Consider the following 19,964-nt stretch of genomic DNA (forward strand, 5'->3'; position numbering starts at 1 on the left):
CAGGAAGCAAGGTGATGAACGTGCAACTGCGTGCGACGGACATTTCCAAAAGCTTCGGCGGCGTGCACGCGCTCAGGCACGTGAACGTGGACATCGCCGAAGGCGAGGTGCATTGCCTGGCCGGAGAAAACGGATCCGGCAAATCCACCATCGTGAAGATCCTCTCCGGCGTACTGCAGCCGGACGGCGGCACCATCACGGTGAACGGCCAGGACTATCCCAACCTCACCGCCAGGCAGGCGATCGGGTTCGGCATAGCGGTGATCCATCAGGACCTCTCGCTGTTCGGCACCATGAGCGTGCGGGACAACATCTGCCTGCCCGAGCACGTCCATCACCGGCGCTCCCTCATCAACCCGCGATACGCCGACCAACTGGCCCATCGTGCCCTCGACCGCATCGGCGCGAAGCTCGACCTCGACGAACGTGTGGAGAATCTGTCCATGGCAGGTAAGCAGCAGGTCGCCATCGCCCGCGCCCTGGCCTTGGACGCCAAGGTCATCTTCATGGACGAGCCGACCACCGCATTGACCTCCACCGAAGTGGACAGCCTTCTCGCCACCATCGAGGGGCTCAAGGCCTCCGGCGTCTCCGTCATCTTCATCTCCCACAAACTCGACGAAGTGTTCTCCGTGGCGGACCGCATCACCGTGTTCCGCTCCGGAGAGGTCATCGGCACCTACCGGGCGAGCGAACTGGACAGTCGTAAACTGTCCACGCTCATGACCGGCCGGGACGTGGAATTCGGCACTCCCGAAGACCACGTGGACCGAAACGCCGCACCGGTGCTTGAAATGACCCACGTCAAAGCCTCCCGGGTGACCGACGTGAGCCTCGCCGTGCAACCCGGCGAAGTGGTCGGCATGAGCGGACTGCTCGGCTCCGGACGTACCGAAACCGCGCTCACCCTCTTCGGGCTCAACCAGGTCACCGGCGGCACCATCGCCATCGAAGGCGAACCGGTCAGAATCGGCAACCCGCGCGACGCCATCGCCAACGGCATCGCCCTCGTACCCGAAGACCGCCACAACGAAGGCCTCTTCCTCGACCGCAACCTGATGCAGAACAGCGCCGCCAGCGTACTCGGCACAATCTCCAACCGGTTCGGCGTGGTCGACGCCAAAGCGGAACGGCGCATCGGCGAGGAGACGCTCGTCGACCTCCAAGTCAACACACGGGACCTGAGCCTCCTGGCCCAATCCCTATCCGGCGGCAACCAGCAGAAAGTGCTTCTCGGCAAATGGGTGGCCACCAAACCCAAGCTCCTCATCCTCGACTCGCCCACCGTCGGCGTGGACGTCGGATCGAAATCGCAGATCTACGACATCATCCGCAACCTCTCCGCACAAGGCATCGCCATCCTCGTCATCTCCGACGAGGAGGAAGAGCTCCTCGCCGTCTGCAACCGCATCGCCATCTTCGTACAAGGCGCGGTGACCACGGAACTGTCCGGTTCGCAGCTCAAACCCGGATTCTCCGCCATCTATCGCAACATCGACCGGAAAGGAGGAGCACGCTGATGCACGTCAAGAAGCTCAACTCCATGGAGATCACTCTGCTGGTCATCATCGCCGTGTACGCGGCGGTCGTCTCCCTCGTGAACCCCAACTTCCTCACCCTGGGAACGCTCGCCGACCTCACGCGCAACGGCACCGGCATGGCGATTCTCGCCGCAGGCGTCACCATGATCATGATCTCCGGCGGCATCGATGTCTCCTTCCCCGCAGTGGCCATCATGTCCGGATACACTTCTGTGGTCATCGCCGTGAACGCAGGCATCGACTCCATTCTCGTCATCCTGCTGCTCGCCGCGGTCATCGGCGCTCTATTGGGCGCCATCAACGCTCTGCTCATCCACTGGCTCGCCCTGCCTACGTTCATCGTCACGCTCGGCACATCCTCCGTGTTCTACGGACTCATGGCCACCGTGGTGGGCACCAAGCCCGTGACCATCAGCCAGATGCCGAAATCCTTGCTCGCCTTCGGCCGGTGGAACATCATCTCCTTCACCAGCAACGGTCAGCAGAGCGGCATCGCCGGATTCTTCCTCATCGCCGTACTCGTCTACGTGGTCATCTGGTTCATCATGAACCACACCACGCTGGGACACAGCATCTACGCCATCGGCAACTCCGAAGAATCCGCCCGCAGAGCCGGCCTCTCCCCGCTCAAAATCAAACTGTTCATCTACCCGCTGATGGGTGTGCTCGCCGCGCTGATGGCCATCATCTCGTTCGCGAACCTCAAATTCGTAGACCCCACCAGCATCATGGGCACCGAACTGACCGTCATTGCCGCAGTGGTCATCGGCGGCACGCGCATCACCGGCGGCTACGGCACCCTGTTCGGTACGTTCCTCGGCGTGGCCCTCGTGCAGTTGCTCAACAACACGCTCGTGTTCCTCGGCATCCAATCCTCCTGGAACAGCCTCTTCATCGGCGCGGTCATGGTCTGTGCCGTGGTCGCCATCTACTACGGCGAAAAACGCCGCAACCGCCGCAACATGTCCTTCCTGGTATGAGGTGATCAGCATGGCAAAGGAAACGCAACAAGCCAAGAAGCAGCAAACCAAGAGGAACCCGCTCGCCGCGTGGTGGCACGGCGTGGACCGCCCAAGCAAAGTGCTGTACGGCACCGTGCTCGTGGTCTGTCTGGTGTTCTACATCCTGCTCGGCAACACCCTGTACAACATAGGCACCCTGCAATCCATGGGATTCCAAATCGGCGAATTCATGTTCCTGGCGCTCGCCATGGGCATCGTGATGCTCACCGGCGGCATCGACCTCTCCGTGGTGGCCAACATGAACGTGTCCGCCATCATCATCGCGTGGATGCTTTCCGGCAGCGAAACCGGGCGCGCAGGATCACCGGGGACGTCCATCGCCCTGGCCGTTGCGCTCGGCATCCTCGCCACCGTGTTGTGCGGCGTAGTCAACGGATGTCTGGTCTCCCTGGCCGGTGTTAACCCCATCGTTGCCACGCTTGGCACGCAGCTGCTGTTCACCGGCGTGGCTTCCGCGGCCACCAACGGCTCATCCATCGGCGTCTATGTGGACGGCTACTCCACGCTCGGCATCGCCACCGTGGCCGGTATTCCCGTGGTGTTCCTGCTGGGACTCGTCTGCTACGCCATCGTCGGATGGGTGACCAGCCGCACGCGCTACGGCCGTGAACTCTACTTCTACGGATCCAACCCGGTGGCGTCACTGTTCTCCGGTCACCGCGTGAACCGCACGCTCATCCTCACCTACGCCGCGGCCGGCGTCTTCGTGGGACTGGCCGCCATGGTGATGGTGGCGCGCGTCAACTCCGCACGTGTGGGATTCGGTGAAACCTACCTGCTGCAGGCGCTGCTCGTGGTGGTGCTCGCCGGATTCGACCCCTTCGGCGGCCGCGGCCGCTTCGGCAACCTCCTCCTCGCCGTCGTCATGCTCCAAGTACTCCAGACAGGCTTCACCATCCTCAACTTCTCCCCGTTCGTCAAGAACCTCGCATGGGGTGCGGCGCTCATCATCGTCATGGTGCTCAGCCGGGGACTGGAACTCTGGAGCGCGGCACGCAAAGTGGGTCGGCCGACAGCGACGAAACCAGTCACAGCCAAACCGACGGCGACGGCGCAATGACCGGCGGGCGGTCGGCGCAACGTACGTCGCAACGGCCGACGTGGTGAACCGAATCGAACGGAAAGGAACGGAACAATGAGCGAAACAAACAAAACGACAGATACGGCATCAGCCGAAACGTCGCAGGAGACGCTGGGCGCCGCCAAAGTCGAACACATCCTCGACGAACTGCGCGAAACCTTCGAACGCGTGGACTATGCGGACCTTGAAACGGTCATTCCGCTACTGGAATCCGCCAACCGCATCGTCTGCGCAGGCGTGGGACGCGAAGGACTGACTTGCCGCGCGTTCTGCATGCGACTGATGCACCTGGGGTACGACAGCCACTGGGTCTGGGACGACACCGCGCCCGCGCTGCACGAAGGCGACGTGTTCTTCTTCACCTGCGGATCCGGCGAAATCGCCCACCTGCTCACCATCGCAGAACTCGCGAAACGGACCGGTGCGACCGTCATCTGCGTCACCGGCGTGCCGGACAGCGACGCGGCGAACCTCGCCGACGAGGTGATCTTCATCCCCGCATCCGTCTACAAGGGCAGCGGCGACCTGGTGCCCACCACGCAACCCATGGGAACGCTGTGGGAAACCGCCTCGTGGATTCTGCTCGACGCCATCATCTACGAACTGCACGAACGCAACGGCATCACCTATCCGGACATGGCGGCCCGCCATCGGAACTACGAGTGACGGACCGGGCGGTACGTGATGGTGTGCGACTGCGTCGTGGTGACGTGAGATGGCAAGGGGTTGGGTGGAAGCCCGTCAACGGGCTTCCACCCAACCCCTTGCCGTTGGTGGCTTGTTGGTGGCGTGAGTTGTGTTGTGTTATCCGTGCACGAGAACGGGTCGCTCTGCAATTTCCCCGGTGAGCCCAACGGCGTTACCTCGTCTCGTGCAATACGTGAGTATGAGGAAAGTTAAGGAAAGTTAGCATATGCAGTGTCAAGCACGGTTAAAGGTTGAGAATACAACGATACTGCGAGCTATGACGGTAATTGGCGACGACAAAATCGGCGAAATGGAAAGTTGAGGAAAGTCGCGGTCTTGACTGAGTCGGTGCCTGTCGCTGGCGTGTCGGACAGGGATGGCGACACGTCGAATCCCACTGACGAGAGCGCATGAAGACCTCGACGCCGGCGACAACCCTGTTGCCATCCACTCCACCAGCGCGATTCTGGAACACCGGTTCACCGTGTCCGTGGGAGACAAGGTCGCCGGGAACGTGGCATTGAGCTGGAAAGGCCATGTCGACGACGGCGAACAGGTGCGCCTGTCCTCGCATGTTTCGCCACATATGGAGCGATGGTCCTGAGCGCTACATTTCGATGTCGTCGTCGGGTATGGCGTTCGCCGGATCGTTGTCGGGGGAGAAATAGGGGCCTACAGCCCATAGGGGAACGTTGGTCAGCCAATCCTGCTCCCGGAACCCCCGCATGGAGGACCGGTATCCGTGAAGCCCCGTCTGCGCGCAGAGCAGTCGCAGGCTTTTGGCATGCACGTTCTCCTCGGCTTTGACCTCGAGCGGTGCCGGGCTGCCGTCGCGGCGGGTGATGAAGTCCACTTCGGCGCTGCCTTTGCCGGAGGTCCAATAGTATGGGGTGCGGCCTGCGGCCACAAGCTGCTGGCAGACGTACTGTTCCGTCAAAGCCCCCTTGTACTCCTCGAACGCCTTGTTGGACATCAATACGTCGCGTGCATCGACGTCCATGGCGGCGCCCAACAGGCCGACATCGTGCATGTACAGTTTGAACGCCGACAGATCCTCATAATCACGCAACGGCAGTTGCGGCTTGTCGACCCGGTAGACGCGATACGCCAGTCCGGAATCCACAATGAATTGGATGGCGGTCTCATATTGCGCCCTTCGGGCTCCGGGCGCGATATGACCGAAGATGAATTTGTGGTTCTCCCTTCCCAGATGCGCAGGAATGGACCGGAACGCCAGTCTGACACGTTCGGAGTCAAGATCCGACGCCTTGGCGGCATGCTTGGAGAAGTCATACTCGTAATCCGACAACAGGGACCGCTGCACCCGCCGTGCCGCCCGGTAGTCGTTGTTCCCCTCCAGAAAAGTGGCCACCGCCTCCGGCATGCCGCCCACATAGTAATAGCGGCGCAACGCGCGCTCCAATTGGGAGGAGAACGCCGCCGCTCTGGTGAAATCCAATGCCCTGACCATCCCGGACAATGCCTCGAGACCGCAAGCGTCGAGGAATTCGGTGAAAGTCAAGGGATACATGTCCAACATGTCGACCTTGCCCACGGGGAACGATGCGCCCGCATGGTAGGCGAGTCCCAGATACGATCCGGCTGCGGCCACATGCTGCTCGGGAAGCTCCTCGGCGAACGCCTTCATGAGCGTCAATGCCCGGGGATCCTCTTGGATTTCGTCGATGACGATCAGTGTGCGGCCGGGGACAATGTTCACCCCGGTCAGAATGCCGATGTTCTCAAGCACTTGATGCGCGTCGTATCCTGGCGCGAACACCGCCTTGGCGGCTTCGCTCATGAGGTTGACGTACGCGCAGGAATCATATGCCGTCTTCCCCAACTCGCGAAGCGCATAGGTCTTGCCGACCTGTCTGGCTCCGCACAATACCAACGGCTTGCGTCGTGCGGAATGGGTCCATGCTTCAAGCCGCATCATGATGTCTCTGCGCATGCGTTGTCACCTTCCGTTCCGGGTTGATGCATCATGTGCATGATATCCGAACATACCGCTACGATGCAATTTTCCTGACGAATATTCGGCGATTTCTGCAATTATTCCGACGAACAAATCGGCGTTTCGTGCAATTTTCCTGACGAACATTTGCTGATTCGTGCAATTTTCCTGACGAATGCGGCTCCCGGCCTTGCCCTCGAGGCCGGATCATTGCCATAACATTGACGTAGCAAGGACCATAACATTGACATAGCAAAAACCATAACATTGACACAGGGGTGTCACTGCACCTTGGGATGCGTGCTCGTCCGAGCACTTTCCGTGCGGTTTTCCTGACGAACGAAGCCCTGCCGGGCGATGGGCGTGGTGCTTTTGGACGTAGGTGCAGATTTATACTGTACTCGAAATGCATGCATATGCGATGTTGATTTTATAGTATACTATAAAACAATAAGAAATCCTGCTTGGATTTCTAGTGTACTGATAATGAATCGGCGGGAGAGACGAACGAATGAACTACTTCACGCGGCAACATCTCATGACGGTGCTGGAATCCCACCGGAACACGCCCGAAGTCAAAGTGCTGACAGGCGTACGCCGCTGCGGCAAAAGCACCCTGCTGGACCGTTACGCGCAATCGCTGATCGACGAAGGCGTTCCGAAAACCAACATATTCAGCCGAAGATTCGACTCCTTCGACATCCCCATCGGATACTCCGCACAAGACCTCCATCACGAACTGCAACAGGCCGTCGCACAAGCCGGGCCCGGCGCCTTCTACGTCTTCCTGGACGAAATCCAAGACGTGCCGGGGTGGGAACAGGTCGTACGCAGACTCCACACGAGACCGGACACCGACGTCTACATCACCGGATCCAACGCCTACCTGCTCTCCGGAGAACTCGCCACATACCTCGCAGGACGCTACGTCTCCATCGACGTATACCCGCTGTCGTTCGACGAATACGCCACCCACATGACGCAGACGCACCCCGAAAGAAGCGAGGACCGGCTCTTCGCCGACTACATGACCTACGGAGGCATGCCGGGCCTGTACGTCGCCGGCGAGCCGGACCGAACGAAAGCGGGCGAAATCCTGTCCGCCATCTACGAATCCGTCGTCATCAAAGACGTGGCAAGTCGATACGCCATACGTGACATCGCCGCACTGGGGAAACTCAGCCGATACCTGTTCGCGACCTCCGGCAACCTGCTCTCCGTCAACAACATCGTCAACACCCTCAGAAGCGCCGGGCAGACCATCGCGTACGCCACCGTCGAAAACCAAATCAACGCGCTGGAGCAGGCGTACATCATCAGCGGCTGCGAACAGGCGCGGCTACGCGGCAAACAGCTCCTGCACCCCCAGCGCAAGTACTATCCGGTAGACAACGGATTCCGCAACCTCACCAACGGATTCAACGGATCGGACCGCGGCGCGCAGCTCGAAGGCATCGTCTACACGGAACTGCGGCGGCGCGGATACGCCGTATCCATCGGCGCCGCGAACGACGGCGAAATCGACTTCGTCACCAAACGGGAAGCCGAAACGCACTACATCCAAGTCACCCTCAACATGACCGAGGAACACACGCGGCAGCGCGAACTCGCCCCGCTGCAACGCCTCACCGACGCGTTCCCACGCACCGTGCTCACCCTCGACCGGTTCAGCACCGGCGTCACCGCCGAAGGCATCCGCATCGCGAACGTCATCGACTGGCTCCGGTCGTGACCTGACGGAGCTCCCACGGGGCGCGGATTACGTCTTGTCGCGTGACGGAGCAGGATGTATCATAATCTTGTCGTATTAGACGACAAGATTTATATAAAACTTGCTATCTAGTAAGACAAGAATGGGTTTGCAGGTGTGTATTTCGTACGCGCCGTGGTTGTCGTGGGCGATGTCGTGACGGGAGGATGACCGTGAGTGAATTGGTCAAAGGAATCATCCGGGAATGGGAGGAGGTCGGCATCCCCGAAGTGTTCCGGCGTGATCTCGATCTCGGCGACGTCCCCGAACCGAAGCGGGGAAATCTTGTTCGTACCGTCGTGGGAGTGCGCCGATGCGGCAAAACCTATCGTCTGTTCCAGGAGATGCGGCGCATTCAGCGTGCCGGAGTGCCAGTTTCCCGGATGCTGTACTTCAACTTCGAGGACGAACGGTTGAAGCCGTTCACCCCGGAGCTGCTGCAGGACGTGCTGGACTCATACGGTGAACTGCACCCCCACGCGCGTGAGGACGGCATATACCTGTTCTTCGACGAGATTCAGGAAGTCCCCGATTGGGGCATGTTCCTGCGGCGCCTCGTGGACACGCTCAACGCGACGATCTACGTGACGGGATCATCGTCGAAGATGCTGTCACGTGAAGTCGCCACGGAGTTCCGCGGCCGTGCACTGCCGCGTGAACTCTTCCCTATGAGCTTCTCCGAATACGTGCGATTCCATGACAAGGACATGGCGGTGACGTCATCGCAACCGTTCACGTTCAACGAAACCGCCCGTCTGCGGCACCATTTTCACGGATATCTCGAGCGTGGAGGATTCATCGCCGTGCAGTCGCTCGGCATGCCGGATGCGATATCCCTGTTGCAGGAGTATGCGACAAGGACATTGTCCAGCGACGTCATCGACCGGTACGGTGTCCGGAACCCCGTCGCGGCATCGGCGTTCCTTGCGCAGGCACTCGCCTCTTCAGGACGCGAGCTGTCCATCAACAAGACGGCCAATCAACTTGCCGGTCGCGGGCTTCGCGTGTCCCGTGAGTCGCTCGCCTCGTTGCTCGGCTACTACGAAGAGGCGTACCTGCTGTTTCCGGTACGGGAATTTTCGCGGGCGTTGTCGGCGAACTCCAGATCCGCAGCGAAGGTCTATGCCGTGGACCCCGGCATGTTCGTGGCGTTCTCCAAATCCGCTGCTCAAGAACGGGGCCAACGTTTGGAGACGGCAGTGTTCCTTAAACTCAGGCGTGACATCCGATGGCATCGCGATGGTTCGGTTTCGCGTCTCCTGTTCCAGGAGAACGGCAGCCGGCATGAAATCGACTTCATCGTCGGCGATGCGCTGACCATGCAGGCTTCGAAACTCATTCAGGTCTGCTGGGCGTTGGATGACGGAGCAACGCGTCTTCGTGAAGTCCGGGCCCTTCAGGCTGCGATGCGTCGTTTCGGGCTCGACTCCGGCACCATCGTCACCGCGGATCAGCGAGAGGTCATCGACGTGCCGGAAGGGCGCATCGACGTCGTGTCGGCGTGGAGCTGGCTGCTGGACGAGTAGGACGTTCCGCCGTTCCATGGTCGTATGAGTCGCACGAACCGCACGAACCGCACAGGCGGCGTGTGCGGTTCCGTCGGACGGTATCGGGGCGCGGCGGTACCATGGAACGCAACCGTGCCCCCGCGCATCGGACGGACGCGCGAGACGACGGCGACGGCCGACATCGGCCGGCCGCCGCGGGCACCCATCGGAAGACCGCACAGAACAGACAAAGGCAGTAAGGACAAACCATGGCGGACAACACGCAGCAGAACCCGCAGTACCCGGACCTCGTGATCGTGGGCGCGGGCCTGTTCGGCCTCACCATCGCGCAGCAGGCGGTGGAGCACGCGGGCGCACGCGTGCACATCATCGACGTGCGCAACCACATCGGCGGCAACGCCTACTCCTACTTCGACAAGGAGACCGGCGCCGAAATCCACCAGTACGGCGCCCACCTGTTCCACACCTCCAACAAGCGCGTGTGGGACTACGTCAACCGCTTCACCGAATTCACCGGCTACGTGCACCGCGTGTACGCCACGCACGACGGCGTCGTCTACCCGCTGCCCATCAACCTCGGCACCATCAACCAGTTCTTCGGCAAGGCGTACACGCCCGCCCAGGCCAAGGCGCTCATCGAGGAGCAGGCCGGCGAACTCGCCGGCACCGACCCGCAGAACCTCAACGACAAGGGCATCCAGCTCATCGGCCGCCCGCTCTACGAGGCGTTCATCAAGAACTACACCGGCAAGCAGTGGCAGACCGACCCCTCCGAACTGCCCGCCGACATCATCAAGCGCCTGCCCGTGCGCTTCAACTACGACAACCGCTACTTCAAGGACACGTGGGAGGGCCTGCCCAAGGACGGCTACACCAAGTGGATGGAGCGCATGATCGACGACCCGCGCATCACCGTGGAACTCGGCGTCGACTTCTTCGACGAATCGCAGCCGTACAACAAGAAGGCGCTGCAGGCCGCCGGCGTGCCCGTCGTGTACACCGGCCCCATCGACCGCTACTTCGACTACGAGCTCGGCGACCTCAAGTGGCGCACCGTCGACTTCAAGGAGGTCCGCTACGACGAAGGCGACCACTTCGGCTGCCCCGTCATGAACTTCTCCGACGCCGACGTGCCCTACACCCGCGCCATCGAATTCAAGAACTTCAACCCGGAGCGTCGCGACCAGCAGAACCCGGACAAGACCGTCGTGTGGGAGGAGTACTCCCGTTTCGCCGAGCGCGGCGACGAACCGTACTACCCGATCAACACCGACGAGGACAAGGCCCTGTACGCGCGTTACGCCGAAAAGGCCGCGGCCGAACCGAAGACCGTGTTCGGCGGCCGCCTCGGCACGTACAAGTACTACGACATGCACAACGTCATCGACACGGCGCTGACCGCGTACGAGGAGCAGGTCGCCCCGCTGCTCGGCTGAGTAGTTCGGTTGGGTTCGGCTGGGTTCGGCTGATGGGGCGACCGGCCGATTCGGTTACGCCTGTTTGCTGACGTCCGGTCGGGTCTGCGTCCTGCTTTGCATGAGTGCCGGTGGGGAGACGTGCGGTGCTTCCGTGCGTCTCCCCACCGGCATTGTGCGTTGTGGGTTGCGCATCGTGCAATTGGACTTGTGTGGGGCATACCGATGGCGGAATGCCGGTGATTGCGGCACCTGATGAGATCCGGCTCAGGCGTCGGCCGGAGCGTATTCGTGGCGGAAAGGCGGATAAAGTGGCGGATGCCGATGTCATGAGGTTCATTCGTTTGGACAATCTATCCGAATCGGACGTGCGATTGCTGCGGGAGAATAACCGCATAGAAGCGTAGAAGGCCAATCCTTGCCGCCACTGGTCATCCGGAACGAAGCCCGGACGTATGGCGGCAGGGCATAAAACCGCCGCGGCCCATGACAACCCGGTGTCCGATAAGACACCCGGCTTATCACAAACCTGGTGTCCGATAAGGTTCCCGGCCTATCGCGGCCCGGTGTCCGATAAGACTTCCGGCTTATCACAACTTGGTGTCCGATAAGACATCCGGCCCATCACAACGTCGCCCGTCATGCTTCAGGCCGCACAGCCTCACCCAGCCGCACGTCCGACCCACGTCGCCGTCTCACCTGGTCATGCGCACGTCCACCTGTACCCGACGCGCAACATCGCACACACCGCACCGCCGATGCAATCGCGCCACACCGCCATCCGTCGGACGAGGCGGTGTCTCATCGGACACCAGGCTGTTATGGCCATGCGAGCACAAGCACACGCTCCTCCGAAGAACCTGACATAGCACAGCACAGCTCCGGCCGCGACGTACACGCGGCCGAACATATCACGCCGCATATCCACACGTCTCGTCGTGCAATCGCATCGTCGTGCAGCCACATAAGCCACGCCACATATTCGCCCGCACGCCCCACGCCCGCACAAACGAAACGGTGGCTCATCGGACACCGACCTGCCACGACCACGACAACACAACCACAGTTCCCACGTCAGACAACCCGTCCCGCCCGACGCCGCCGCGACGTCCAGGTTCAATGGTCGTCGCTCAGTGCCCGCTCAGTGGCCCTGCAGCCGGTACTTCTCTTCGGTGGCCTGCTTGTCCGGCAGCCACCAGGCTTCGTGCGTCTCGTACCAGCGGATCGTCTCGTCGAGGCCTTCGGCGAAATCCGTGAACCGCGGCCGCCAACCGAGCTCGCGTATGAGCTTCGAAGCGTCGATCGCGTAGCGTTTGTCGCCGCCCGGGCGGTCGGCCACATGGTCGAAATCATCCGCCGGACGCCCCATGCGCTGGAGGATCATGCGCAGCACGTCGATGTTGCTCATCTCGCCGTCCGCGCCCACCAGATACGTCTCACCGATACGCCCGCGCGTGAGGATCGCCCACACGGCCGAGCAATGGTCCTCCACGCTGATCCAGTCGCGCACCGCCAGCCCCTGCCCGTACAGCTTCGGACGGATGCCGGCCAGGATGTTCGTGATCTGCCGCGGTATGAACTTCTCCACATGCTGGTACGGGCCGTAGTTGTTGCTGCAGTTGCTGATCGTGGCCCTGAGCCCGTACGTGCGATGCCATGCGCGCACCAGATGGTCGCTCGCCGCCTTCGAGGCCGAATACGGGCTCGACGGCCGGTAGGGGCTCTCCTCCGTGAACCGGCGCGGCTCGTCCAGCGCGAGGTCACCATACACCTCGTCCGTGCTGATGTGATGGAACCTCAAGTCATGCCTGCGCGCCGCCTCCAACAGCACGTACGTGCCGTCCACGTTCGTGCGAAGGAACGGGGAGGCGTCCAGAATCGAATTGTCGTTGTGGGATTCGGCCGCGAAGTGCACGATCGCGTCGATGGGCGGCAGGGGAGCCGCCCCGCGGAACCATTCGCCGGAGACCACGCGCTCCACCAATGCGGCGTCGCATATGTCGCCATGCACGAACGTGAACCGGTCTTCGGGCAATCCCTCGAGACTCTCCCGCTTGCCCGCATACGTGAGCTTGTCCAACACCGTCACATGCACGTCCGGCTGTTCGCGCATCACCCAACGCACGAAATTCGCGCCGATGAACCCGGCCCCGCCCGTCACCAGCACATGCCGCGGGACGAACGCGGCTCCGTCCCTTTCTTCGCAATCGTTCATACGGCCTATCGTAACGGAGCGCATACACTGGAGGACATGAGCGCAAGCGGACGTGCATACGCCACCATGATCACGAACTTCGACTCCACCGAGCAGCGCGGCCTGTGGGAGCGCATCGCGGACGACCTCCGCGCCGGACGGTCCGTCCCCGGCTGGGACCGGCTCTGGTTCAAGAACCGGACCATACGTGTGGGTGAGCGTCTGCTCAACGACTACCCCGAATTCGCCACGAGGTTCGCCGGCATCATCCGCACCGCCTACCTGTACTGTCCGATGATCATGCTCACCGACGCCCAGCTCTTCGACGGCGTCTTCTTCCTCGCCTTGGGCCCGCGCACGGTCAACGGCATCGTCGGCACCTCGTACAAGGACGGTCCCGCCATCATCGTCTCCGGACGTTCCCCCACGCTCGAAGGCTGCCTGCTCGAATTCACCGTCAGGACCGTCGGCGACGTGCGCAGGTCGCGTCCCGACCTCGCGTGCGCCGGCGACGACGACCAGTACACGATACGGCCATTGGAATACAGCGCGTTGGGCGACGTCACCGTCACCGCGGAGGACGCGTTGGGACTCGACGCCGACGCGTACCGCACGTTCACCGAGGAACTGCGGCAGGCCGACGACGCGTCGTCGGCCCCGCATACGCACGACGGCGACGGGAAGGCGGGCGCCATCGCCCGCATGATGGCGCGTGTGCTGCGTGCGAAGACTGACGGCGCCGTCGCGACGTCGGACGGTCGGACCGACGCGACGGCGGGTACGCGCGGCACCGCAGGCGACGACGTCGCCGACCGGTGTCGCTTCCTCGGCGAACGATGGCGGGAGTGGATCGACGCCGAACGCGAAGGCCTTGCCCTCTACGAGAGCCAGAAGGACCCGGCCGTGCAGGCGCGCGTCCGCAGCGCCGGCTTCGACCACTACCTCAGACAGTACGGCAGCGCTTACGCGGCCGGCATCCTGGAGCATTGCGGCCTGCCGGCGTCGGCGGTCGAGACGTGCCGCAGCGAGGCGGAACGCATGAAACGGCTCGGGGAGACGACGGCGGAGAGCGGCGAGGCGGCGGAAACGCAGGAGATGCGGGAAGCCCGGGAGACGCGGGAGACGGCGGAGACGCGGAAAGTCCGGGAGACTCGGGAGACGCGGGAAGCCCGGGAAACGCTGGAACGCAGACGTTTCCGTGAACGGCTGCTCGCGGATCTGCCGAAGACGGACACGATGGACACGCGCGGCAAGCCGTTCCTCACCGTCCTCGCCGACGTGCTGGACACGCCGAAACGCTCGGACGCGTTCGCGCTCATCGCGCGGAGCGACCTGCCGGACGCGCCGCGGGACGGCTTCCGCTACGGGCAATGCTGCAAACGGCTCCTGCACGACTGGTACCAGCTCGTCTACCAGCAGACCATGGCCACGCACCTTGGCGCGCAGCTCATCGCCGTGGACATCGCATCCAACTCCGTGGAGCAGATCGTGGGCCGCTCCTCGCGCGGCGCCTCGCTCATGCTCGCCGGCGACATCACGCGCATCCTCGGCGGCATGCCGTACATCCGGTTTGCCACGTTCTGCTACGAGTCGCGCGGCACCATCGCGCGATGGCGCGACTGCACGCCGGACGACGACGCGGCGTCGGAACGCGATGGGGCGGACCGTCCGCGGGTGCGGCGCCGGCTGGAACGATGCGGACGATGGCTCCTCCACGACGTGCTCAGAATGGACCGCAACCAGCGCGCCACACACAACGTGGCGTACGCGGTGGAACAGGCAGGCGAGGAGAAAAGCCTCGTAGGCGACGCGAAGAGCCTGCTGTTCGGCGGCGGGGTGGCCGCCGCGCTCGCGTTCGTCTCCGCCATGGCGGACAACGTGTGGTTCGACAACCACACGCCCATCTGGATCCTGGTGGGTGTGGCATGGGTGGTGGGCATCGTGCCGAACATCATCGACGCCGTGCAGTGGCTGCGCGGCGTGTACTCCAGTGCGACGACCGTCGTGTACATGGGGTGAGCTGGTGGGGCGGCGTCGTGTGGTGCGGCGTCGGATAATGGAAGGCATGACTGACGAAGTGTGCGCATGCGGCGACGCGGCCGCGGACGGAATGACAGGTGCGGACGGTGCGGCGGACGTGCGGAATTCGCGGGATGCGCGGGACGATTTGGACGTGCGCGATCCGCAGCCGCCGTTGGAGATGCTCGGCGAGCGTGAGGTGTTCCGCGAGGCGCCGGGAGGCGCCGATTTCCGCGTCACGGCCGCGGCGGCGCGCGTGCGCGCCACCGGGCAGCTGCTCACGCTGCACATGGCGTCCGTCAAAGGCGGCCGGCCCGGCGCGGTCTGCGTCGCCGTGCTCGGCGACGCAGGTGACGTGGGGGAGCCGCGTTACCTGCTGGCCCGGCACTGGCGCGCCACCACCGGCGAGTGGGAATGGGAGTTCCCGCGCGGCATGGGCGAGCCCGGCGAGACGATGGAGGCGACCGCCGCGCGCGAATTCGCGGAGGAGACCGGCATCGTGGTGGACGAACGTAGGGTGACCGTCCTGCAGACCATGCACGCGGACACGGGCATGCTGCGCGACGTCATCGCCGTGGCCCGCATCGACGTGCGGGAGACGGACCTGCCGGAGCACGCCGTCGCGGGACAAACCGTCGGGGAACACAACGCGACGGGGCAAACCGTCGGGGAGCAAGACGCCGCAAGCCGTGACGGTGCGAATGGGACCGGCACGAACGGGACCGGCGCGAACCGCGTCGCAACCGACTGGGAGCTCGACAACCTGCGGTGGGTGACGGCCCGCGGGATGCGGACGCTCATCGCGCGGGGCGACATCGTCGACGGCATCACGCTGGCCGCATACGCGGTCGCGGCCGTCGCATCGGACGCGCCGACTGCGACGGCCTACTTCACGTCGAAGAACGACGTGTCGGCCAGATAGTTCTTGCCGGCCGTCATGTCGTACTGGATGAGACGGTACTCGCGCATCAGGCGCTTCGTCTTGGCGTCGAACTTGCGCGGCTTCACCACACCGCCGTTCGCATCCAGGTACGTGGTGGACGTGTCCGTCGAGAAGCCGCCCGCGCCGAGCACCAGACGCTCGAACGCCGGCTCCTGCATGCGCGCGGCGGCGAGGAACGCCAGATACGGCGACACCTTCGCGTTCATATGCTCGCTGGCCAATTCCATGAAGTAGTTCGGCGACGTGACGTTCGAGGATGTGGCGGCCGGATCGAGCTTCACGTTCGCGGAGGCGCTCGCCTGGTTCGACCAGATGAACCAGTCCGACTGGTGCAGCGCCAGATCGTTGTCCGGACTCTGCGAGGCGGTCTGGTAGATGCCCGGCAGATGGTCGCCGTAGAAGATGACGGTGACCGGCTTGTCCATGGCATTCAACTGGTTGAGGAAGTCGGCCGTGGACTGGTCGGTGATGCTCACACCCTTCGCATACGTGTTGATCTGGGAGCGTTCGTCGTCGCTGAGATTCTCGGAGACGTTCGCCCAGTCGAACTGGTTGTCGTTGTACCAGCCGCTGTACGGCATGTGGTTCTGCATGGTGACCAGCTGCACGAACTGCGGATGCGTCTCGGCGTTGATCTGGTCGATGACGTTCTGGTAGGAGGCGGCGTCGCTCACATACGGGGAGTTGTCCACGCGGTCCTGATGCGTGATGGCCGGCGTGCTGTCCAACGTATAGAACTTGTTGAAGCCGAAGCGCTTGTAGTTCCCGTCGCGCAGATACATGTTCTTGTAGTACGGGTGGAACGCCGTGGAACCGGTCTTGCCGTAGCGCTGGTTCCAGATCTGGTTGAACGAGTACGGGCTCTTCTGATGCGGCACCAGCTCCTGATACATGGACTGCATCGAATCGTCGAATAGCGCCAGGTCCAGGCCGGTGAGCGTCTGGTATTCGATGTTCGCCGTGCCGCCGCCGTAGCCGGGCGACAGCATGAGGCCGGACGTGGTGGCGTTCTTGATGCCGCGGATGTTCGGCATCGGATCCTCCAACATGGTGATGCCGGGCACGCGCGTGGGGTCGGAGAACGTCTCCGAAAGGATCATGATGACGGTGCTGTCGGTCAGCTCGTTCGCACGCGTCTTGTTCACGGCCTTGGCCTGTTTCGCGTACTTGGCGGCGATCGCCTCCATGGCGTCCTTGCTGTAGCCGTCCGGCTTGTCCATGATCTTCGGGCGGGACAGGCGCAGGAAGTTCACGGTGGGGCCGTTGACGTTCGCGTCCTCCGCCGCGTTGTACAGGCGCGGCGAATCGCCCATGCGCTGCGCCCACTCGTACGACCACGCGCCCGGCGAACCCAGATTGCCGGCGAACGAGAGCAGCAGCGCCACGCTTACGCCCAACGCCACGAAGCGTGTGAGATTGCCGATGATGGTCTTCACGTTCCGGAACGGACGCCACCAGTGGAACGGGATCACGCAGCGACGCCCGTCGAGGAACTGGATGATCAGGCAGGCCACGGTGAGCCAGACGAGCATGGTGATCGTGCCCTGCACGAGGGCTTCGGAGTCCTTCGGGATGAACGAGGAGATCTCGCCGCCGTTGCCGCTGGACAGGAAGCTCAGATCCGAGGGGATGATCGGCTCGTTGCGCAGCTGGAGCTTGATGCTGTTCGCCACCGCGAACGACGACGTGATGATCGCGAACACCGCCGTGGCCACCCAGAACCGGTTGAACAGGAACACCAGCACCAGATAGATCATGGCCAGCGCCGCGAAGTTGAGCAGCCACACGTACCGCTGCTCCATCCACATCTGCGCCACGAACCGCGTGAGCTGGCCACGCACGCTGTTCAGCAGCTTCGTGGTCTCATCCACCGAATTCGGGTCGTCATACGTGGGTTCGGAATACATGCCCCACTGGATGAACAGCACCGAAGCGGCGTCGACGAGCGCGAGCACCAGCGCGTACAGCGTGTACGGGCACTTCGGGCGCTTGCGCCACGTCGCGACGATCGCCTTGACGATGGGAGCCGTCACGGCCACGGCGCGAGCTCCGCCCCGCCACGCCTTGGATTGCGTGACCGGTGCCGCCAGCGCCGCGACGCGTGCGCGCAGACCCCCCCCTGAGGCGTCCGCCGTGTCCGGTTCGGTGCTCGTTTCTTCAGAATCGGACGTAGGGACGGGTTCTGGCTCGCTGGTTTCGTCCGATTCTATAGGTTCGGACGTTTGGTCGGTCTCGGATGCGTCCGTTTCGTCCGTTTCTATAGAATCTGGCGTGAGAGCGGGGTTTGGTTCGCTGTTTGCGTCCGTTTCTATAGAATCGAGCGCAGACAGGGGTTCCGTCGCGTCCATTTCGCCCGTTTCTATAGTTTCGGACGTTTGGTCGGTCTCGGATACGTCCGTTTCGTCCGATTCTGAAGAATCGGGCGTGAGAGCGGGGGCTGGTTCGCTGGTTTCGTCCGATTCTATAGGTTCGGACGTTTGGTCGGTCTCGGATGCGTCCGTGCTCTCGCCGGCGTCCGTGTTCTCCTTCATCGCCTCGCGCGTTTCGGCATCATTGCTCTCGAGGTTTTCCACGACCGTTCACCCATCCAACTGCATTAACAACGTACGCGTGCATTGTAATAACAGGTTCGGGACGAATTCACCTGAACTTCATCTGAAAAGCGCTCGGCATGCCGGAAGTAGGCTACGCCGTCGGGCGCCCATGACGGGAATCAGGCACGCCGGTAGTCGAGCGTCGCATCCACGTCGGCCATCGCACGCATGCGCCCGTACAACGCGGCGCGCATGGCGTCGGACGCGGGGAATCGCAGATCCTCCCACATCGCACGCCGGTACAGACGGCAGGACACGGACTCATCGAACCAGAGGGAGTCCCAGTCGCGGCCCAACATGCCGCCGGCGTACCGCACGCACTTGCGGAACACGTTCTCATACGCGTGCAGCGGATTCGGCGTGACGGTGACATGGTCCGGCTCGCGGGCGCCCGCGGCCGCGACCTCCGCCACCTCGTACAGGTCGGCGGCGTCGAACCGGTCGCGACGGCCCTTCGCCATGTCCGCGTCCGTGCGCGTCAGTGCGTGCAACAACAGCTCCACGGCGCGACGGTCCAGAATGTCCGTGCTGTCCACGAGCATCACGAACTCGCCGGTCGCCTCGTCCAGGCCGGCGTTCCACGCGGCGAACCGCGGCGAACCGGAGAACGACGACGGCAGGGACGGAATGACGGCATCCTTCGGGTCGGACAGGACGACTGCGACGGTTGGGTTGGTTGGTGCGGTCGGTGCGTCGGCGGACGGGCCGATGGGGGACGGGGCGTCGGGGGACGACGTGACGGGAGGAAGTGCGTCGGGGGAGGACGTAACGGAAGGAAGTGCGTCGGCGGACGTCGCGTCGGAAGCAGGCGCGATGACGGGCGAAACCGCGGGCACGTGCAGCACGGACACGCGGTCGTCGCGACGTACGTACTCGTCGAGGATCGCGGGCGTGGCATCGGAGGAACCGACGTCGACCAGCAGCACCTCAAGCCGGGCGTGACTCTGCCGCAACACCGAATCCACGGCGTAGCGCACCTCATCCTGCGCATTGGAGGCCGAAACGACCACCGACACCACAGGCAGGGTGTTCGGCGCGTCAGGCGGCGTGGTCAGCAGCATGCAACTCCCCGGTCGAAGACTCGACGCGGCCGTCGCGCTTCGCTTCGGACGTCGTCGGCGGTTGCGTCGCCGGGTCCACGGAGCGGACAGGCCGCGCCGTTACGGACGGGGACCAGTATGGCACACCAACGATGGAGGCTTCCGCGTTTTCACCGAGCGCACGCGGAATGTTCGTCGAATCTCCATCNTGCG

General features: G+C 63.1%; 14 protein-coding genes. 10 read left to right on the forward strand and 4 right to left on the reverse strand.

Annotated features, from left to right (window positions below):
• Positions 1-14 precede the first annotated feature (14 nt).
• From KIH78_RS08215 to KIH78_RS08235, 5 genes are all read left to right on the forward strand, one after another.
• Positions 15-1,520: a sugar ABC transporter ATP-binding protein gene (locus tag KIH78_RS08215; protein ID WP_219131963.1), complete on the forward strand. Its 1,506-nt coding sequence runs from the start codon at positions 15-17 to the stop codon at positions 1,518-1,520.
• On the forward strand, positions 1,520-2,521 hold the full coding sequence (locus KIH78_RS08220; protein ID WP_219131964.1) for an ABC transporter permease: 1,002 nt from the start codon (positions 1,520-1,522) through the stop codon (positions 2,519-2,521). The genes KIH78_RS08215 and KIH78_RS08220 overlap by 1 nt, the downstream gene beginning before the upstream one ends.
• Positions 2,522-2,732: 211 nt before the next feature.
• Positions 2,733-3,623, forward strand: a complete 891-nt coding sequence (locus tag KIH78_RS08225; protein WP_420830143.1) for an ABC transporter permease — start codon at positions 2,733-2,735, stop codon at positions 3,621-3,623.
• A 75-nt stretch (positions 3,624-3,698) separates the two neighbouring features.
• Entirely contained in the window at positions 3,699-4,310 is a 612-nt protein-coding gene (locus KIH78_RS08230) for an SIS domain-containing protein (protein ID WP_219131966.1), read from the forward strand.
• Between the two features lie 397 nt (positions 4,311-4,707).
• Complete coding sequence (locus KIH78_RS08235) at positions 4,708-4,935, forward strand: hypothetical protein (RefSeq protein WP_219131967.1); 228 nt, start codon at positions 4,708-4,710, stop codon at positions 4,933-4,935.
• 3 nt (positions 4,936-4,938) lie between these two features.
• Here KIH78_RS08235 and KIH78_RS08240 read toward each other — a convergent pair whose 3' ends face one another.
• Positions 4,939-6,285 carry an ATP-binding protein gene (locus KIH78_RS08240; protein WP_219131968.1) on the reverse strand — a complete coding sequence of 449 codons (1,347 nt, stop codon included), beginning with the start codon at positions 6,283-6,285 and terminating at the stop codon, positions 4,939-4,941.
• 514 nt (positions 6,286-6,799) lie between these two features.
• On the opposite strand from KIH78_RS08240, the gene KIH78_RS08245 reads away from it, so the two are divergent.
• The 3 genes from KIH78_RS08245 to glf all read left to right on the forward strand — a co-directional run bounded on the left by KIH78_RS08245 (position 6,800) and on the right by glf (position 10,982).
• The gene (locus tag KIH78_RS08245; RefSeq protein ID WP_219131969.1) at positions 6,800-8,020 is read left to right on the forward strand and encodes an ATP-binding protein; all 1,221 of its coding nucleotides are present in this window, start codon (positions 6,800-6,802) and stop codon (positions 8,018-8,020) included.
• A 191-nt stretch (positions 8,021-8,211) separates the two neighbouring features.
• Positions 8,212-9,564, forward strand: a complete 1,353-nt coding sequence (locus KIH78_RS08250; protein ID WP_219131970.1) for an ATP-binding protein — start codon at positions 8,212-8,214, stop codon at positions 9,562-9,564.
• A 230-nt stretch (positions 9,565-9,794) separates the two neighbouring features.
• On the forward strand, positions 9,795-10,982 hold the full coding sequence (gene glf, locus KIH78_RS08255; protein WP_219131971.1) for a UDP-galactopyranose mutase: 1,188 nt from the start codon (positions 9,795-9,797) through the stop codon (positions 10,980-10,982).
• Positions 10,983-12,102: 1,120 nt separating this feature from the next.
• Here the strand turns inward: glf and rfbB are convergent.
• Entirely contained in the window at positions 12,103-13,176 is a 1,074-nt protein-coding gene (gene rfbB / locus KIH78_RS08260) for a dTDP-glucose 4,6-dehydratase (RefSeq protein WP_219131972.1), read from the reverse strand.
• A 36-nt stretch (positions 13,177-13,212) separates the two neighbouring features.
• Here rfbB and KIH78_RS08265 point away from each other — a divergent pair, with 36 nt between their 5' ends.
• Complete coding sequence (locus KIH78_RS08265) at positions 13,213-15,174, forward strand: hypothetical protein (protein WP_219131973.1); 1,962 nt, start codon at positions 13,213-13,215, stop codon at positions 15,172-15,174.
• A 46-nt stretch (positions 15,175-15,220) separates the two neighbouring features.
• Entirely contained in the window at positions 15,221-16,096 is an 876-nt protein-coding gene (locus tag KIH78_RS08270) for an NUDIX hydrolase (RefSeq protein WP_219131974.1), read from the forward strand.
• On the opposite strand, the gene KIH78_RS08275 is transcribed toward KIH78_RS08270, so the two are convergent.
• The gene (locus tag KIH78_RS08275; protein ID WP_219131978.1) at positions 16,060-18,465 is read right to left on the reverse strand and encodes a sulfatase-like hydrolase/transferase; all 2,406 of its coding nucleotides are present in this window, start codon (positions 18,463-18,465) and stop codon (positions 16,060-16,062) included. The two genes, KIH78_RS08270 and KIH78_RS08275, sit on opposite strands and share 37 nt — an antisense overlap.
• 365 nt (positions 18,466-18,830) lie before the next feature.
• Positions 18,831-19,772 (reverse strand): glycosyltransferase family 2 protein, encoded by a 942-nt coding sequence (locus KIH78_RS08280; RefSeq protein WP_219131975.1) that lies wholly within the window; start codon positions 19,770-19,772, stop codon positions 18,831-18,833.
• Positions 19,773-19,964: the final 192 nt, after the last annotated feature.

Source organism: Bifidobacterium saguinibicoloris (assembly GCF_019331725.1).
GTDB lineage: Bacteria > Actinomycetota > Actinomycetes > Actinomycetales > Bifidobacteriaceae > Bifidobacterium > Bifidobacterium saguinibicoloris.

Coding starts and splice junctions, on each gene's coding strand:
- KIH78_RS08220 (WP_219131964.1), top strand. CDS start 1,520: ATGCACGTCAAGAAGCTCAACTCCATGGAGATCACTCTGCTGGTCATC.
- KIH78_RS08230 (WP_219131966.1), top strand. CDS start 3,699: ATGAGCGAAACAAACAAAACGACAGATACGGCATCAGCCGAAACGTCG.
- KIH78_RS08215 (WP_219131963.1), top strand. CDS start 15: ATGAACGTGCAACTGCGTGCGACGGACATTTCCAAAAGCTTCGGCGGC.
- KIH78_RS08270 (WP_219131974.1), top strand. CDS start 15,221: ATGACTGACGAAGTGTGCGCATGCGGCGACGCGGCCGCGGACGGAATG.
- KIH78_RS08280 (WP_219131975.1), bottom strand. CDS start 19,772: ATGCTGCTGACCACGCCGCCTGACGCGCCGAACACCCTGCCTGTGGTG.
- KIH78_RS08235 (WP_219131967.1), top strand. CDS start 4,708: ATGGCGACACGTCGAATCCCACTGACGAGAGCGCATGAAGACCTCGAC.
- glf (WP_219131971.1), top strand. CDS start 9,795: ATGGCGGACAACACGCAGCAGAACCCGCAGTACCCGGACCTCGTGATC.
- KIH78_RS08225 (WP_420830143.1), top strand. CDS start 2,733: ATGTTCCTGGCGCTCGCCATGGGCATCGTGATGCTCACCGGCGGCATC.
- KIH78_RS08240 (WP_219131968.1), bottom strand. CDS start 6,285: ATGCGCAGAGACATCATGATGCGGCTTGAAGCATGGACCCATTCCGCA.
- KIH78_RS08275 (WP_219131978.1), bottom strand. CDS start 18,465: ATGGACGCGACGGAACCCCTGTCTGCGCTCGATTCTATAGAAACGGAC.
- rfbB (WP_219131972.1), bottom strand. CDS start 13,176: ATGAACGATTGCGAAGAAAGGGACGGAGCCGCGTTCGTCCCGCGGCAT.
- KIH78_RS08245 (WP_219131969.1), top strand. CDS start 6,800: ATGAACTACTTCACGCGGCAACATCTCATGACGGTGCTGGAATCCCAC.
- KIH78_RS08265 (WP_219131973.1), top strand. CDS start 13,213: ATGAGCGCAAGCGGACGTGCATACGCCACCATGATCACGAACTTCGAC.